Origin of the sequence: Amycolatopsis sp. DSM 110486, assembly GCF_019468465.1 — a bacterium.
Taxonomy (GTDB): Bacteria; Actinomycetota; Actinomycetes; order Mycobacteriales; family Pseudonocardiaceae; genus Amycolatopsis.
On the sequence record NZ_CP080519.1, the window covers coordinates 7933577 to 7949121 of the forward strand.

12 protein-coding genes are annotated in these 15545 nt (G+C 70.6%); 9 read left to right on the plus strand and 3 right to left on the minus strand.

Features of this window, described 5'->3' with window-relative positions:
* The first annotated feature begins 22 nt into the window (after positions 1-22).
* The 9 genes from K1T34_RS38485 to K1T34_RS38525 all read left to right on the plus strand — a co-directional run bounded on the left by K1T34_RS38485 (position 23) and on the right by K1T34_RS38525 (position 12396).
* Positions 23-754, plus strand: coding sequence for an alpha/beta fold hydrolase (locus K1T34_RS38485; RefSeq protein WP_220239638.1), 732 nt, complete (start codon positions 23-25; stop codon positions 752-754).
* 109 nt (positions 755-863) lie between these two features.
* On the plus strand, positions 864-1325 hold the full coding sequence (locus K1T34_RS38490; RefSeq protein WP_220239639.1) for a GNAT family N-acetyltransferase: 462 nt from the start codon (positions 864-866) through the stop codon (positions 1323-1325).
* Between the two features lie 36 nt (positions 1326-1361).
* Positions 1362-2321 (plus strand): zinc-binding dehydrogenase, encoded by a 960-nt coding sequence (locus tag K1T34_RS38495; protein WP_220239640.1) that lies wholly within the window; start codon positions 1362-1364, stop codon positions 2319-2321.
* Positions 2322-2958: 637 nt separating this feature from the next.
* On the plus strand, positions 2959-5631 hold the full coding sequence (locus K1T34_RS38500) for a Pls/PosA family non-ribosomal peptide synthetase (RefSeq protein ID WP_220247616.1): 2673 nt from the start codon (positions 2959-2961) through the stop codon (positions 5629-5631).
* Between the two features lie 14 nt (positions 5632-5645).
* A complete protein-coding gene (locus K1T34_RS38505) occupies positions 5646-8891 on the plus strand; it encodes an amino acid adenylation domain-containing protein (protein WP_220239641.1) in 3246 nt (1081 codons plus the stop codon).
* Between the two features lie 22 nt (positions 8892-8913).
* A complete protein-coding gene (locus K1T34_RS38510) occupies positions 8914-9918 on the plus strand; it encodes a TauD/TfdA family dioxygenase (RefSeq protein ID WP_220239642.1) in 1005 nt (334 codons plus the stop codon).
* A complete protein-coding gene (gene sbnB, locus K1T34_RS38515) occupies positions 9915-10985 on the plus strand; it encodes a 2,3-diaminopropionate biosynthesis protein SbnB (RefSeq protein ID WP_220239643.1) in 1071 nt (356 codons plus the stop codon). Before K1T34_RS38510 ends, sbnB begins: the two co-directional genes overlap by 4 nt.
* A gap of 24 nt (positions 10986-11009) precedes the next feature.
* Positions 11010-11996 carry a 2,3-diaminopropionate biosynthesis protein SbnA gene (gene sbnA, locus K1T34_RS38520; protein WP_220239644.1) on the plus strand — a complete coding sequence of 329 codons (987 nt, stop codon included), beginning with the start codon at positions 11010-11012 and terminating at the stop codon, positions 11994-11996.
* A gap of 49 nt (positions 11997-12045) precedes the next feature.
* Entirely contained in the window at positions 12046-12396 is a 351-nt protein-coding gene (locus tag K1T34_RS38525) for a VOC family protein (protein ID WP_255637863.1), read from the plus strand.
* On the opposite strand, the gene K1T34_RS38530 is transcribed toward K1T34_RS38525, so the two are convergent.
* From K1T34_RS38530 to K1T34_RS38540, 3 genes are all read right to left on the minus strand, one after another.
* Complete coding sequence (locus K1T34_RS38530; RefSeq protein ID WP_220239645.1) at positions 12360-13391, minus strand: GNAT family N-acetyltransferase; 1032 nt, start codon at positions 13389-13391, stop codon at positions 12360-12362. The two genes, K1T34_RS38525 and K1T34_RS38530, sit on opposite strands and share 37 nt — an antisense overlap.
* Before the next feature lie 14 nt (positions 13392-13405).
* Positions 13406-13942, minus strand: a complete 537-nt coding sequence (locus K1T34_RS38535) for a helix-turn-helix domain-containing protein (protein WP_220239646.1) — start codon at positions 13940-13942, stop codon at positions 13406-13408.
* Between the two features lie 87 nt (positions 13943-14029).
* Positions 14030-15538: a sodium:solute symporter gene (locus tag K1T34_RS38540; protein WP_220239647.1), complete on the minus strand. Its 1509-nt coding sequence runs from the start codon at positions 15536-15538 to the stop codon at positions 14030-14032.
* Positions 15539-15545 lie beyond the last annotated feature (7 nt).

Genomic DNA, 15545 nt, shown 5'->3' on the forward strand with positions numbered 1-15545 from the left:
CCATTCCCCTGAAGGAGCCGGAGTGTCAGTTTTTGTTCTCGTGCACGGTTCGTGGCACGACGGATCGTCGTGGGCCGAGGTGGCCGAGCGCCTGGAGGAGCTCGGGCACGAGGTGCACAGCCCGACTGTCGCCGGCCACGGCGCCGGAGCGTCGCGGGAGGTGACCCACGACGACTGCGTGGCCTCGATCACGGACTACGTCGACCGGCACGACCTCGCCGGCTTCGTCCTCGTGGGACACAGCTGGGGCGGGAGCGTGATCGCCCGCGTCGTCGAGCGCTTGCCCGACCGGGTGCGGCGGCTGGTGTTCCTGAACGCCTTCGTCCCCGCGAACGGGACGAGCGTGCTGGACAACGCTCCGCCCGCCTACCAGGAGCTGTTCCCGATCCTGGCCGCGCAGTCGAGCGACAACACGGTGATGCTGCCGTTCGAGGTCTGGCGCGACGCGTTCATCGGCGACGCCGACCTGGCCCGGGCTCGGGAGACCTACGAGATGCTCACCCCGGAACCGCTCGGTCCGACGGTGGAGAAGTTGGACCTCACGAAGTTCTACGCGTCGACCGACGTTCCCCGCAGCTATGTCCTGTGCGGCGAGGACTCGGCTCTTCCGCCAGGCGACCCCGAGCACGGCTACCTGGCCAACGCCCGCCGGCTCGGCACGTTCCGGCTGGTGACGCTCGAAGGTTCGCACGAGGTCATGTTCACCAACCCGGCTCTGCTGGCGCGCAAGCTCGAGCTCGCGGGCCGGGACTGATCGGGTTCGACGGCTTGTCGCCGCGTCCGCGCCGGGCCGGGCCCCGCGGACGCGGCGACGTCCCCACCCGGGGGCCGGGTGGGCTGGAAGAACGAGGAGCCGCACGTCGATGGGCGAAGCCGAGCTGGTTTTCCGGGAGCTGGGACCGGCCGACGATCCGCGGGTGAGGAAGGACTTGCTGCCGCTGCTGCTGCGGCTGCGGCCCGCGTTGTCCGGCGAACTGTTCGAAGAGCTCGTGACCGAAGGACACGACCAGGGGCTGCGGTACCTGATCGCGTACTCGCCGGCCGGGCAGCCACTGGCCGCGGCCGGGTACCGCACGCTCGTCACCAGCCGGGGCCGCGTCCTGTTCGTCGACGACCTGGTCACCGACGAGGCCGCGCGGTCGCGGGGGGTCGGCGCCCGGTTGATGGGCGAGCTGAAGACGCTGGGCCGGCGCGGCGGCTGCGTCCGGCTGGAGCTCGACTCCGGCGTCGCCAACCCCCACGCGCACCGGTTCTACCTCCGCCACCGGCTGGACATCACGGCGTTCCACTTCGCCGGGCCGGTGGAGCTCGAGACCCGGTCTTGACCCGCGTCGGTACCAATCCCTTCAGGAGGAGAAAAAGTGCGTGCGGCCTACGTCGAACGGCTCGGTGGCGTGGCGGAGATCCGCTTCGGCGAGCTGCCCGAGCCCGTGGCCGGCCCGGGTGATGTCGCGGTGGATGTCGTTGCGGTGTCGGTGAACCCGGTCGACACCTTTGTCCGCTCCGGGCTGTATGTGACGGAAGTCCCGCTGCCGCTGGTGCTCGGCCGGGACCTCGTCGGGCGCGTCGCGGCGGACGCCCGGGGATTCCGGGCCGGTGAGTGGGTGTGGTGCAACAGCCTCGGCCACGCGGGGCGCCAGGGCGCGGCCGCCGAACGCGCGGTGGTGCCCGCCGACCGGCTCTACCGCGTGCCCGAGGGCGCCGACCCGCTCGACGTCGTCGCGATGGCGCATCCGGCCGCCACCGCGTACCTGGCTCTGGTCACCTTCGGCCGCGTGCTGCCCGGCGAGACGGTTCTGGTCGCCGGCGGCGGCGGGAACGTCGGCGGCGCGCTGATCGAACTGGCGGCCGCGGCGGGCGCCCGGGTCTTCGCGACCGCGTCGGCCGCCGACCTCGGCCGCTGCCGTGACCTGGGCGCCGCAGAGGTGTTCGACTACCGCGACGAGCGGTTGTCCGACAGGCTGGCGTCCGCCGGGCCGGTCGACCTGTTCGTCGACACCTCCGGCCGCAACGACCTGGAGGCGGCGGTGCGCCTGCTGGCCTGGCGGGGCCGCATTGTGCTGCTGGCCGGCGCCCGCAGCCGCCCCGTGCTGCCGGCCGGTGAGCTGTACATGCACGACCGCTCGGTCCTCGGCTTCGCCATCTCGAACGCGACGGCCGCCGACCTCGCCGAGGCCGCCGCGGCCCTGAACCCCCGCTTCGCCGCGGGCGGCTTGCGTCCGCGCCGGGTGGAGCACCGCACCCTCGCGGACGCCGCGGAAACCCATCGCCGCCTCGAACGCGGCGAGGTGCACGGACGTGTGGTGCTGCTGACCCCGTAGGACAGTGTCCACGGCGGACACAACGCGTTATCCGGATGCCCGGGCGGCCCCCGGGATCACATTCGTGCAACACCGCGAATAGTGCGATTCAGGCGGGTTGGAGTATTTCATCCCCCGTTTGTTCCTCGCTCAGACTGGCCGGTTACGGACAGTGAAGATCAAATTCACGACGGTGAATGATCAAATCGGCGTCACTGCTTGAAAAACAAATCTCGAATCGCTGTAACGGCCCGGTCGGAAAGGCCGATCAGCCGGGTCAGTCCTGATCTTGAACCCGACGCGACGAACTCGGCACCGTGTGCGAACCCCCTGGTGGATCAAGGAGAGCGCACGCCAGATCGCCCGGCCGACCCGGTTGCCGCTGAAATTTTCCGCTAACTCGGAAGACTTTCTCGGGAGAACTCCGGCCCCGGGGACGTAATGTGCCCGTAAGGACCGTTTTGGGGTCGACGGCACGCGGAGGGGGATTACAGTGGGTGGCGAACGGCCTCGAGACGATGCCGGTACGTCCGGCCGGTCGGGGACGTGGAGGTGGGAGAATACAGGTGGGAAGACCCAAGCCCGGAGCCTGGGGGAATCTGACGAATTCCTGACGGGGGACCGGGCAGAATCTCGACGGGGTAGTGGCAGGCACGCCATCACCCCCGACCGTACGGAGCGCGTCTACGCCGAGGTGCTCGCGGACGTGGCGAAGGTCGACCAGGTGTCGGCCGAGAGCCACTTCTTCGACGACCTGGGCGTGAACTCGCTGGTGATGGCGCATTTCTGCGCGCGGCTCCGCAAGCGGGCGGACGTGCCGTCGGCGTCGATGAAGGACGTCTACGCCAACCCGACCGCGCGGAGTCTCGCGACCGCGCTCACCGTCGACGAACCCGCTGAGGCGGAGCCGGCGGCCGAAGCACAGGCCCGGGAACAGGGCACACAACAGAACCCGGTGAAGGTTGCTGACCTCCCCCGCGCCGGCGCGGTGGCGTACGTCCTCTGCGGACTGCTCCAGTTCGTGACTTTCCTGGGTTATTCCTATCTCGCCGCGCTCCTGGTGGTACGCGGTGCTTCGTGGGTCTACGCCTCGGCGAACCTGCTGGAGGTCTACGTGCGGCTCGTGCTGTTCGGCGGTGCGAGCCTGATCGGGCTGTGCCTGCTGCCGGTCGTGGCGAAGTGGGTGCTCATCGGCCGGTGGAAGCCGCAGCGGATTCGTGTGTGGTCGCTTGCCTACTTCCGGTTCTGGCTTGTCAAGACGCTGGTGCAGCGGAATCCGGTGGCACTGCTGTTCCTGGGCTCGCCGCTGTACGTGCTGTATCTGAAGGCACTGGGCGCGAAGATCGGCCGGGGAGTCGCGATCTTCTCGCGCAACGTGCCCGTGTGCACCGACCTGCTCACGATCGGCGCGGGCTCGGTGATCCGGAAGGACTCGTTCTTCACCGGGTACCGGGCCGAATCCGGCGTGCTCCAGACCGGTTCGGTGACGCTGGGCAAGGACGTGTTCGTGGGTGAGCTGTCGGTGCTCGACATCGGCACGTCGATGGACGACGGCTCCCAGCTGGGGCACGTGTCGTCGCTGCACCCCGGGCAGGCGGTGCCGGCCGGTGAGCGCTGGCACGGGTCGCCGGCGCTGCGCGCGGAGGCGGACTACCGCGGGGTCGGGCCCGCGCGGTGCGGCCGGGTGCGCCGGTTTTCCTACGGTGTCTCGCAGCTGCTGACCACGCTGTTCGTGTACCTCCCGTTGGCGGTCGGCGGTGTGGACGTGCTCATCGACAAGGTCCCGCGGCTCAACACGGTGCTCGGGACCCCCGTGGTCGCCTTCGGGAGCTGGGCGTTCTACGGCAAGGCGCTGGCGGTCACGTCCGTGATCTTCTTCGGCGTCTCGCTGCTCGGGCTGCTCTTCATCGCCGTCGTCCCACGCGTGCTCAGCCTCGCGCTCAAACCGGACAAGGTCTACCGCCTTTACACCTTGCGCTACTCGATCCTGCGGGCGATCCGGCTGATCACCAACCTCAAGTTCTTCATGACCGTGTTCGGTGACAGCTCCGCGATCGTGCACTACCTGCGCTACCTCGGCTACCGGATGCCCGACGTCGAGCAGACTGGTTCGAACTTCGGCACGGCCATCAAGCACGAGACGCCGTTCCAGAGCTCCGTCGGCAGCGGCACGATGGTGGCGGACGGGCTTTCGATCGTGAACGCCGACTATTCGAGCACGTCCTTCAAGGTGTCCCGGGCGGCCATCGGCGCGCACAACTTCCTCGGCAACGTGATCGTCTACCCCGCCCAGGGGCGGACGGGGGAGAACTGCCTGCTCGCGACCAAGGTCCTCGTGCCCGTTGACGGCCCTGTCCGCGAGAACGTGGGGCTGCTGGGCTCGCCGAGCTTCGAGATCCCCCGCACGGTGGCCCGCGACCACCAGTTCGACCACCTGCGGACCGGCGATGAGTTCCGCCGCCGGCTCGCCGCGAAGAACCGGCACAACGCCGGCACCGTCGTGATGTTCCTGCTGGTGCGCTGGTTCTACTTCTTCGCGGTCATGCTGCTCGGCTGGGCCTCGGCGGAGCTCTACCCGCGCTTTGGGGTTTCGGCGGTGGCGCTGGCCTCGGTCGCCGCGCTGCTGTTCAGCTCCGTGTACTTCACACTGGTGGAACGCGCGTCCATCGTGATCCACCCGTTGCGGCCGCTGTACTGCTCGATCTACGACCGCCGATTCTGGCGCCACGAGCGGTTCTGGAAGGCGGCGGCGTCCACAGTGCACGTCCAGGCCCTCAATGGCACCCCGTTCAAGAACCTGGCCTGGCGGATGCTCGGGGTCAAGGTCGGGAAGCGCGTGTTCGACGACGGCGCGGCGATGCCGGAGAAGACCCTCGTGACGTTCGGCGACGAGGTCACCCTCAACATCGGCTCGCACGTGCAATGCCATTCCCAGGAGGACGGTGCCTTCAAGTCCGACCGCATCGTCGTCGGCGCGCGCAGCACCGTCGGGGTCGGTGCGTGGGTCCACTACGGAGTGACGATGGGCGAGGGTTCGGTGCTCGCGGCCGACTCCTTCCTGATGAAGGGCGAGGACGTACCGCCGCACACCCGGTGGGAGGGCAACCCGGCCCGGGAGATCCGGCCCGGCCGTGAAGCCGACAGTCGGGTCGCGGCCGGCCGGCACCGGCGACGGGAAGGGCACAACGGCAAGTCGATCGAGCACTTCAGCGTCACCGACGGAAAACGGCGGCCCAGCCCGCGGCGCCGCGCCTCGGACGGACACAACGGACACAACGGAAAGGCGATCATCGCCGACGGAACGTGGCGGCCGAGCCCGTGGCCACGGTGAGCGGAGGGGAACACATGGGAGAGCTACCGAGAGCGGACTTCCGGTTCTGGCGCGACGTGCTCGTGGCCGGAGGGGCCACGACCGTGCCGCGCTGGACCTCGGGTTCGGGGGCGGGAGTGGGGACGACGACCGTGCGGCTGCCCGCCCCGGTGGCGGCGGGAGTGCGCCGGCTGGCGCGGGAGCTGGGGATCCCGGGCAGCGCGGTGCTGCTCGCCGCGCACGCCAGGGTGCTCGCCGCGCTGACCGGTGAACGCGAGGTCGTGACCGGCTATGCGACGCCGGCCGGCGCGCCGGTGCCGTGCCGCCTGACGACGGAGCCGGAAACCTGGCGGGAACTGGTGACCGAGACGTACCGGGCCGAGTCGCAGTTGTTGGCGCACCGGCATTTCCCGGTGGACGAGCTGCGGCGCGACCTGGGTGTGCCCGGCCCGGTCACGGAGACCGTGTTCGACCCCGCCGGCGACGGTGAGCTCACCGGGACGACGGTGCTGCGCGTCGGGTTCGCGAACCGCCGCAGGCGTCTGGACGTGCGTTACCGCGCCGACGTGCTCGACGCGGCCGCCGCGGCCCGGATCGCCGGCTACCACGTCGCCGCGCTCGCGCGGCTGGTGGCGGCCCCGGACACCGAGCACGCGCCGCAGAGCCTGCTCGCACCCGACGAGCTGCGGTTCCAGCTCGACGGGCTCGCCGGACCGAGTCGGCCTTTGCCCGACCTGCGCGCGCACGAGCTGTTCGAGCAACGGGTGCGGCGGCACCCGGACGCGATCGCGGCCGTGCACGGCGAGCACGCGTGGACTTACCGCGAGCTCAACGAGCGGGCCAACCGGCTCGCGCGGGCGCTGCTCGCCCGCGGCCTGCGCCGGGAGAGCGTGGTGGCGGTGGTGACCGAGCGGAACCTCGGCTGGCTCACCGCTGTGCTCGCCGTGTTCAAGGCCGGTGGCGTGTACCTGCCGGTCGAACCGCACTTCCCGCCCGAGCGGATCGCGAAGACGCTGCGGCGGGCCGGCTGCGAACTGGTGCTGACCGAACGCGGCAGCAGCGAGACGCTCGACCACGCGCTGGAGTTGCTGCCCGGCGCGGTGCGGCTGCACATCGAGGCGGCCTGCGCGGAGGACCGGTCCTCGACCGACCTCGGGATCGACGTGACGCCGCGCCAGCTCGCCTACATCTACTTCACCTCCGGCTCCACCGGTGAGCCCAAGGGCGCGATGTGCGAGCACGCGGGGATGCTGAACCACCTGCACGCCAAGATCGACGACCTGGGGATCGCCGAGGGACAGGTCGTGGCGCAGACCGCGCCCCAGTGCTTCGACATCTCGTTGTGGCAGCTGCTGGCGCCGTTGCTCGTCGGCGGGCGGACGCTGCTCGTCGAGCAGGAGGTGATCCTCGACGCCGAGCGGTTCGTCGACCGGCTCGCGCGGGACCGGGTCGCGGTGGCGCAGGTCGTGCCGTCCTACCTGGAAGCCGTGCTGTCCTTTGTGGAGAGTCATCCGCGCCCGCTGCCGGACCTGCGGTGCGTGTCGGTGACCGGCGAGGCAGTGAAGAAGGAGCTGGTGCAGCGCTGGTTCGCGGCGTACCCGGACGTCAAGCTGGTCAACGCCTACGGCCTCACCGAGACCTCCGACGACACCAACCACGAGGTCATGGACCGGCCACCGGACGCCGGCCGGGTCCCGCTCGGGCGGCCCGTGAACAACGTGCACGTCTACGTCGTCGACGAGCACCTGCAGCCGGTGCCGCTGGGCGCGCCAGGCGAGATCGTGTTCTCCGGTGTGTGCGTGGGGCGCGGGTACGTGAACGACCTCGCGCGGACCCTCGCGGCGTTCCTGCCCGATCCGCACCGGGCGGGCGAACGCCTGTACCGCAGCGGGGACCGCGGGCGCTGGATGCCCGGGGGCCGGCTGGAATTCCTGGGCCGCCGCGACAGCCAGGTGAAGATCTCCGGCTTCCGGATCGAGATCGGCGAGGTCGAAAACACGCTGCTGCGTGTGCCCGGCGTCGGCGACGGCGCCGTGGTGGTCGCCGAGCGGGACGGCCAGGGCAAGCACCTGGTGGCGTTCTACTCGGCCGCCGAGGCTCTGCCCGGCGAGACGTTGCACGCGCGGTTGAGCGGCTCGCTGCCCGGTTACATGGTCCCGTCGGCGTTCCATTGGCGGGAGCAGCTTCCCCTGACCGCCAACGGCAAGATCGACAAGTTGGTGCTGACCGCGCTGGCGACGGAGCTCGAAGGCGCCGAAGAAGACCACGACGCTCCGGCGACACCCGCCGAGCAGCGGCTGGCGGCCGCGTGGGCCGGCGTGCTCGGCCTCGCGCCGGAGAAGATCGGCCGGCGCGACCACTTCTTCGACCGGGGCGGCACGTCGCTCTCGGCGGTGAAGCTGGCCGTCGCCCTGGATCGCGCGGTGTCGCTCGCCGAGATCACCCGGCACCCGGTGCTCGCCGACCAGGCCGCGCTGCTCACCGACCAGCCCCGCGCCGAGGCCGTCGAGCTGCTGCAGCCGCTCACCGAGCCGGTCGGAGAACCGGACGCCGTGCTCGTCTGCTTCCCGCACGCCGGGGGCAACTCGGTGAACTTCCGGCCGCTGGCTTCGGAGCTGCAGGGGAGCGGGCTCGCGATGTACGCCGTGGAGCTGCCCGGGCACGACCTGGCCGCCGATCGCGAGGCGTTCGCGCCGATGGCGCGGGTGGTCGACCAGGTCGTCGCGGAAATCGATCACCTCGCGCCGAAGGGCGTGCTGTTGTGGGGCCATTCCTCCGGTGCCGCGTTCGCCTTCGAGACGGCCCGGCGGCTCGCCGGGCGCGGGGTGGACGTGCGGCGGGTGTTCCTGGGCGCGCAGCTGCTGGGCGACGCCGACGAACGGCGCGCCTCGATCACCGAGCTGGGCCGGCTGAGCAACTCCGCGATCGCCGCGGAGCTGGCCGCGGACAGCGGCGACCCCGCGCTCGGCGAGCTCGACGCGCAGCGGGCCGAGCAGGTCGGCGCGGCGTTCCGGCACGACTGCGTGTCCGCGCACAGCTACCTCGCCTCCGCTCTGGCGAACCCGCCGGCCGAGAAGCTGACCACGCCCGTCACCGTCGTCGCCGCGGACGACGACCCGATCACCGTGGACTTCCGCGACCGCCACGGCGAATGGCGGCTGCTGGCCGAGCACGTCGAGGTGCGTGCGATCGCCGGCGGCGGCCACTACTTCCCGCGCACCAACCCGGCCGAGACCGCGCGGATCGTGCTGCGGGCCGCCGAACCGGTGCTCGTCACGTGAATTCGAGCCGAAAGGACAAGTCATGGTTTCCTCAACGTCGGCATCGCTCGCCGAAGTGCAGCTGAGCCCGGGCGGGGTTCCGCTGCTGCCGGCCGAGCCGGGCACCGGTGCGCCGGGCTGGGCGAGCGAACACCGCGACACGCTGCGCGCCGCCGTCGACGAGCACGGGTCCGTGCTCGTCCGCGGCCTCGGGCTGAGCGACGCCGCCGACGTCGCCGCCGTGTTCGAGCGCCTGGCCACCGAACTGATGAAAGACCGCGAGGCCTTCGCGTCGCGCGAGGTCTACTCGGCCGGGGTGTACTCGTCGTCGGCGTGGCCGCAGAACCAGCCGATGTGCATGCACCACGAGCTGAGCTACCGGCTCGAGGTTCCCGGTCTGCTGCTGTTCGCCTGCCTCGGCGCGCCCACCGAAGGCGGCGCCACGGCTGTGTCGGACTCGCCGACCGTGCTCGACGCGCTGCCCGCGGACCTCGTCCAGCGGTTCGAGCAGGAGGGCTGGCTGCTCACCCGCAGCTACAACGACGAGATCGGCGCGACGGTCGCCGAGTCGTTCGGCACCGACGACCGGGCGGAGATCGAGAACTACTGCCGGACAAACGCGATCGAGTTCGAGTGGCAGCCCGACGGCGGGTTGCGCACCCGGCAGCGGCGCAGCGCGGTGGTGCACCACCCGGTCACCGGCCGGCGCTGCTGGTTCAACCAGGTCGCGTTCCTCAACGAGTGGACCATGGATCCCGAGATTCGCGAGTACCTGATCGACGTGTACGGGGCCGACGCGCTGCCGTTCAACACCTGCTTCGGGGGCGGTGACCCGATCGGGGAGGACGTGGTGGCGCTGCTCAACCGCGTCTACGAGGCCAACACCGCGCGCGAGCCGTGGCAGGCCGGGGACCTGATGCTGGTGGACAACATCCGGACCGCGCACAGCCGGGAGCCCTTCGAGGGGTCCCGCGAGGTGCTCGTCGGGCTGGCCGATCCGGTGCGGCGGGCCGACCTCGCGCCGAGTACCGAAGCGGGTGCGAGATGACCGCGATCCGACCCACCCCGGCCCGCGCCGAAACCGGCGGGCCGAACGCGGTGCCCCCGTTCGCCGTGATCGGCGGCGGCCAGGTGCGGCGCACGCTCGCGGGGCGCGAGCAGGAGATCGTCGAACTGGTGGAGGGCACCTACCGGCTGCACAGCGCGGGCGACACGGTGAACCCGCCGTCGTACTTCCTGCGGTTCCCCGACCGCCCGGCGTCCCGGATCATCGCGCTGCCGGCCTCGATCGGCGGACAGGTGCGAGTGGACGGTCTGAAGTGGATCTCGAGCTTCCCCGAGAACATCGAGTCCGGCATTCCGCGGGCGTCGGCGGTTCTGATCCTCAACGACCACGACACCGGATACCCGTTCGCGTGCCTGGAAAGCTCCATCATCAGCGCCACGCGGACCGCCGCTCTGGCGGCGTGCGCCGCGGCGGCGCTCAGCCGGGGCCGGGCGCGGCCGACGCGGGTCGGGTTCGTCGGGACGGGGCTCATCGCCCGCTACGTCCACACTTTCCTGGCCGGCACCGGCTGGGAGTTCGACGAAATCGGCGTGCACGACCTGTCGGCCGAGAGCGGCGCGGGGTTCCGCGGGTACCTCGAGCGATCGGGAACCGGCGGGCGGATCACGGTCCACGAGTCGGCGGAGTCGCTGATCTCCTCGAGTGACCTGATCGTGTTCGCCACCGTCGCGGGCCGGCCGCACGTGTCCGAGCGGTCGTGGTTCGACCACAATCCGGTGGTGCTGCACGTTTCTCTGCGCGATCTCGCGCCGGAGCTCCTGCTGAGCACGGCGAACTTCGTCGACGACGTCGAGCACTGCCTGAAGGCCGGCACGTCGCCGCATCTGGCCGAGCAGCTCACGGGCGGGCGCGAGTTCCTCGACGGCACATTGGACGACGTCCTGGCCGGACGGGTCTCCGTGCCGGCCGACCGGCCGGTGGTGTTCTCGCCGTTCGGGCTCGGGGTCCTCGACCTCGCGGTGGGCAAGTACGTCTACGACGAAGTGACCCGGGCCGGCGAGCTGACCGTCATCCCGGACTTCTTCCACGAACTGCGCCGCTACGGCTGACGACAAACCAGGGAGGGGGTCATCGTGACCGTGATATCCGATCCCACGGACTTCAACGAGGAAGAGCTGTACGTCGATCTCGAGTCGATCTTCGGGCATTCTCTCTTCCTCAAGTGCGAGGGTTTCAACTTCGCCGGGTCGATCAAGCTCAAGGCCGCGACCGAGATGGTGGAGGCCGCCGAGTGGCAGGGACTGCTGACGCGGGACTCGATCCTGGTCGAGTCGTCGTCGGGCAATCTCGGCGTGGCGCTCAGCATGGTCGCCGCCAGCAAGGGCTACCGGTTCCTCTGCGTCACCGACTCGCGCTGCAACCTGGCCAGCCGGCGTCTGATGGAGGCGCTGGGCAGCCGCGTGCACATCATCGCGGAGCCCGCCGCCGACGGCGGTTTCCTGGGTGCGCGGCTCGCGCTGGTGCGTGAGCTGTGCGCCTCCGACGAGCGTTACGTCTGGCTCAACCAGTACGCCAACCCGGAAAACTGGAAGGCGCACTACCGGACCACCGCGCCGGAGATCGCCCGCCAGTTCCCGAAACTCGACGTGCTGTTCGTCGGCGCGGGCACCACGGGCACGCTCATGGGCTGCGCCCGCTTCTTCCGGGAATGGCCCCGACCGGTCCACATCGTCGCGGTGGACAGCGCCGGCTCGGTGACCTTCGGCGGCGCGCCGGGCCGCCGGATGATCCCCGGCCTCGGCACGAGTGTCCGGCCGGCGCTGCTCGATGAGTCCTATGTGGACGAGGTGATCGCCGTCGAGGAGGCCGACACCATCCGCAGCTGCCACCGGCTGGCCCGCAGGGGGTTCCTCTTCGGCGGCTCCACCGGCACCGTCGTAAGCGGCGCCATGCGTTGGCTCCCCGAGCACGAGGGGCAAGGCCTCACCGCCGTCGCCATCGCGCCGGACCTCGGCGAGCGCTACCTCGACACGATCTACCAGACGAACTGGCTTCAGGACCTCTACGGCGACGACGTGCTCGACCACGACGAGATGATCGCGGGCTTCCGGCGGGACTGATCGTTTGCGGAGTCCAGCTTCCGGCGTCTGGGTGTGCGACAGTGACCGCATGCCCATCAGCGGAGCCCACGTGATCGTCTCCAGCCACGACGCCGAAGCGGACCGCGCCTTCTTCCGCGAGGTTCTCGCCTTCCCTCACGTCGACGCCGGCGGCGGCTGGCTGATCTTCAAACTCCCGCCGGCCGAACTCGCCGTCCACCCCGGCGACGGCCCGCCGTCCCACGAGCTGTACTTCATGTGCGACGACCTGGATGCGACGCTGGCCGATCTGGCCGCCGCCGGCGTCACGTGCGCGCCGGTCGAAGAAGAGCGGTGGGGGCGGTTGAGCGGCTTCCGGCTCCCCGGCGGCAGTCAGGTGGGGATCTACGAACCCCACCATCCGCGGGCCACCGATCTCTGAGCTCGACGGCGCGCGAGCTTCTCGGTGTCCTGGGCGAGGATCACCGTTTCCCGCGTGGTCCGGTAGCCGAGCGCCACGTTCACGTTGACCATGTAAGGGTTCGCCGCCGCCGTCGACGTGACGACCTGTTCGACGTCGGGGCGCTCGGCGAGCAGCAGGCGCAGCATGGCCGCCTTCGCGCAGAAACCGAGTCCGCGCCCGCGGTGCGCGGCCAGCACGGCGATGTCGCCTTGGTAGCCGAGGTCGCGGCGATGCGGGTACAGCTGCAGTTCCGTGAAGCCCACGACCCGCCCGGAACCCCGGTGTACCACCGCGACCACCCGGTGGTCGATCCCGCGCCGGCGGCGGTCGGCCTCGGACTCGCGCACGCGGTCGGCGGTCCACCTCGGAAACCGGTACGCTGAGCGGCCGAACGGGCTGTCCGCGATCGCGCGCCGCGCCTCGGCGTAGGAGGTCACCAGTTCCTCCGGCGCGCTGCCGTGCCAGGTGTGCAAGCGATATCCGGCTGCCGGGGAGACTTCCCACGCGCAGCGATCGGCGCCGACGAGCGACAGCGTCTGGAACACCGTCTCGTCGACCACCTCGAAGCCGAGCGCCGTGCCGAAGGCGACGCAGGCGCCGCCCTTGGTGACGTTCCAGCACTCCAGGACCGTGCGTCCGCGCAGTTCCGGCGTGATCGCGCTGAGGACGGCGGTGCCGATGCGGCGGCGACGGGCCTCGGGGTGGACGGTCAGCTCCAGGAGGCCGAGATGGCTGTTTTCGGCGTCCGGAAAGTACAGGGCGGCGAGTCCGGCGACGCGCCCGTCCCGGCGTGCCACCCAGCGCAGGGCGCGGCCCAGGTTCGGCTGAGGATTCTCGAGCCGGCCGATGGCCGCGTCGAACGTCACCGGCGGTGCGCCCGGCTTGTCCAGCCGATCGGCGGCCGAGACCACCTCGTGGACGCCCTCGAGAACCGAGCTGCCGGCCGCCGCCGGGTCGAGCGGTTCGATCTCCACGTGCGAGCCCCTCGTCAGTAGCTCGGCGGAGTCACGCTCACCATGAACCGCGCGCTCGTCCGACCGTCGTTGCGGAAGCGGTGGGGGATGTTCGAGTCGAAGTGGCAGCTGTCGCCCGTCTTCAGCACGTGCACCTGGTCGCCGACCTCGACCGTGAGGCGGCCGGTGAGCACCACGACGCACTCTTCCGAGGGGTGGGAGCGCAGCGTGTCCGCCGACACCGAGCCCGGCTCCAGCTGGCCTTCGAGCACCTCGAGCTTCGCGCCGCCGGGGGAGACGCGGGTGTAGGTGATCGCGTGGTGCGGTGACGAGATGCGGTACCGGTTCTCGCGCCGGATGACGGCGACGGTGTCGTGCTCGCCGTCCTGGAAGAGGCTGAACAGCGGCACCTCGAGGACCTCGGCGATCCGCCGCATCGTCTCCAGGCTCGGGTCGGTGACGCCGCGTTCGACCTGGCTGATCAGCCCGGTGGACACCGAGGCCCGGTCCGCCAGCTCGCGGACGGTCAAGCCCCGGAGGGTGCGGAACTCACGGATCCGAGTCATGGTCATCCGGCCATTATCGTCTGCCGGCCAGTCGAGCCGTGGTGTGTCCGGTCCCGGGCGCGCACGCCCGGGACCGGAAGGTGCCCGGAGCGTTCATCGGTGCAGCGCGGCCTCACCGACGGGCTCCCGGTCCTCGGCAGGAGCACTGTCCCCGGTCCCGGCGTCGATCGCCGCTGCGGCCGGCGGTCGCGTCACCAGGCTCACCAGCACCGTGACGACGAGGTTGACCACCAGAGCGGGCAGGCCGATGACGGTGCCCGGCGGCACCGTGTGCGCGAAAAGCGCACTCAGCTGCGGCACGCCGACGATCAGCCCGCCGCACACCGCCCCGGCCGCCAGCCCGACCGCGGTGACCCGCCGCCACAGCATCGAGAGGAACAGCGCGGGCGCCAGCTGCCCGACGGCGCTGTACACGTTGGTCATGATGCTGAGCAGTTTCGAGCTGCTCTGCGCCACGAGCAGCACCACGATCGCGGTGAACACCACCACGCCGGCCCGGGAGATCGTGAGCGAGCCGGCCAGCTTCTTCGACATGCCGCCCACCACGTTGCGAGTGAACAGGCTGCTGGCGGTGAGCACGAGCACCGCGGTCGGCACGAGGGCGACGAGGATGCCCGCGCCGCCGAGCAGCCCGATCACCCAGCTCGGGAAGTTGTCGTGGACGAAGATCAGCAGCGACGCGTTGGCCTGCTTGTCGGGCAGGTTCGGCAGGGCCAGCACCGCGGCCAGCGCGATCAACACGATCAGCACGTAGAACAGCGAGTACAGCGGCTGGATCACCTGGTTGCGCCGGATCGTCGCCACGTCCTTGGCGGTGTAGGACACCTGGAACATGTGCGGCAGTGCGAACGAACCGAGCGGCGTGATCAGCAGGAAGCTCATCCACCACCACGTGTTCGTCGCCGCGGTGCCCTTGATGCCGGGCAACGTGGCCGCGTGCGGCTGGGTGTCCTTGAGGGCGTCGAACACCCCGAGCGGCCCGCTCGCCCCGGCCGCGCTCGCCGCGCCGACCGCGATCACCAGCAGCACCGCGATGAGCAGCACGTCCTTGACCACCGCGGTGAACGCCGCGCTGCGCATCCCGCCGACGAGCACGAACGCCGCCACGAGCACGCCGCCGGCGACGACGTAGGCCAGTGACGGCAGGCTGTCGCCGAACAGGCTGCCCAGGATGAGGCTGAGTCCGGTCAGCTGGACCTGCGCGTAGAGCAGCAACGAGATGATGCCGAACACCGCGATCAGGCCGCCGAACCAGGGCGCGGAGAACCGGGTCGTGAAGTAGTCGCCCATGGTGACCAGGCCGTGCTGCTTGCCCGCCCGCCAGATCCGCGGCACCACCCAGTAGCCCACGGCCGCGGTGAGCACCATGGTGCCCAGCACGTAGTAGCCGGGCGCGCCGTTGCTGAACACGCTCTGGGACGCGCCCAGCAGCGCGAAGGTCGTGAACGTCTCGCCGACCATCAGGAACCAGAACAGCCAGGTGCCGAAGCGCCGGCTCCCGACCGACCACTCCTGCAGGTTCATCTTCCGGCCGCGGGCCGCGGCGACCGTGCCCCACGCGATCGAGCCGACCGCGATCACCAACGCCAGGATCAGGGCCATCGCGTGC